This window comes from Micromonospora tarensis, from assembly GCF_016803395.1.
GTDB classification, from domain to species: domain Bacteria; phylum Actinomycetota; class Actinomycetes; order Mycobacteriales; family Micromonosporaceae; genus Micromonospora; species Micromonospora tarensis.
Window position 1 is genome coordinate 1 of record NZ_JAEVHL010000501.1, and the last position, 1,440, is coordinate 1,440.

General features: G+C 65.5%; 1 protein-coding gene. It reads right to left on the bottom strand.

Translation table 11 applies throughout. From position 1 onward, the window contains the following. Positions 1-130: 130 nt before the first annotated feature. Positions 131-1,372 carry an IS701 family transposase gene (locus JM949_RS35920; RefSeq protein ID WP_203152470.1) on the bottom strand — a complete coding sequence of 414 codons (1,242 nt, stop codon included), beginning with the start codon at positions 1,370-1,372 and terminating at the stop codon, positions 131-133. Between the last annotated feature and the right edge of the window lie 68 nt (positions 1,373-1,440).

The window sequence follows — 1,440 nt, forward strand, 5'->3', positions numbered from 1 at the left end:
CTAGTAGTGCTTTGTTAGGTTCTGTGGCGTTTGTTGCGGTGTAAGGGTTTCACGGGTCGGTGGCAGGTGAGGCAGGCGCCGGTCCAGGTCGCGAGGAGCCTTTGTAACTCGCGGATGACCGCGTAGAGGGTCAGGCCGGCGCAGCCGCTTTTGGGTCAAGGCGCAGTTCGGTGATGAACAGGTGCGCGGCGGTGGCCAGGGTGACGTGGCGGTGCCAGCCGATGAAGGAGCGGCCTTCGAAGTGGTCCAGGCCAAGGCCGGTCTTGAGTTCGCGGTAGTCGTGTTCGATGCGCCAGCGGATCTTGCCGTAGCGGATCAAGTCGGTGTGGCTGGTGGTGGCGGGAAGGCTGGACAGCCAGTACTTGACCGGGTCGGGCTGGTCGTCGGGCCACTGGGCGATCAGCCACCGTTCCGGCAGGGTGCCGTCGGGGTCGCGGGCGACGCGGTGTCCGGCCGGGCGTACTCGTAGGAAGATGAATTGGGAGCTCATCGTGCCTTTCGAGCCTTCCCGCCAGGTGATCGTCTCGACGTTGGCGCGTCCGGCGGCGCGGATGTGCTCGACCAGGCTGACCGCGGTTTTCGGGTAGCGCGGGTCGGTGCGCGTTGGTGGGCGGCCCCGCCCGGACCAGACCCGCGTCACCGGCTGCACGTCTGGTTTGTGGGCGAGGGCATCGCCTTTGACCTGCATGATGTAGCCGATTCCACGCTCGTCCAAGGCGCTGCGGAACTGGCTGTTATCGCCATAGCCGGCGTCGGCTGCCAGCAACGGTGGGCGTAGTCCGTGCTCGGCCAATTCGTCGAGCATCTCCACCACCATCGACCACTTCGGCCGGTAATGCTCATCATCAGGAATGCCGCACCGGGCCCGGCGGGCGAGCACATCGGGGCGGTCAGCCTCGTCAGCAGCCTGGTCGTCCCACGACGTCGGCAAGAACAACCGCCAATCCAGCGGACACGACGCGGTGTCGGTGACCGCATGGACACTTACCCCGATCTGGCAGTTCGCGACCTTGCCCAACGTCCCCGAGTACTGCCTGGCCACACCCGGCGAACCCTTGCCGTCCTTCGGAAAACCGGTGTCATCGACCACCCACGCCACCGGAGCGACCACGTCGACCGCCCGACGGGCCAGCCGCATCCGCACCGCCGTGGTGTCCCACGTCGAGGTCGTCACGAACTGCTGCAACCCCTGATGATCCACCCCAAGCCGATCCGCCATCGGCTGCATCGACTTACGCCGCCCATCCAGCAACAGCCCACGCAGATACATCTCACCCTTGGCCCGCTGATCTGAGCGCACCACAGGGGTGAACACCTCTGCGGCGAACGCCTCAAGCCGTTGCCGCACAACCGAAAGCTCGTCAGGAGTCACCGCAACATCGAACTACCCGGACGACTCCGATGACCCCACGACACGCCCACCTAACAAAGCACTACTAG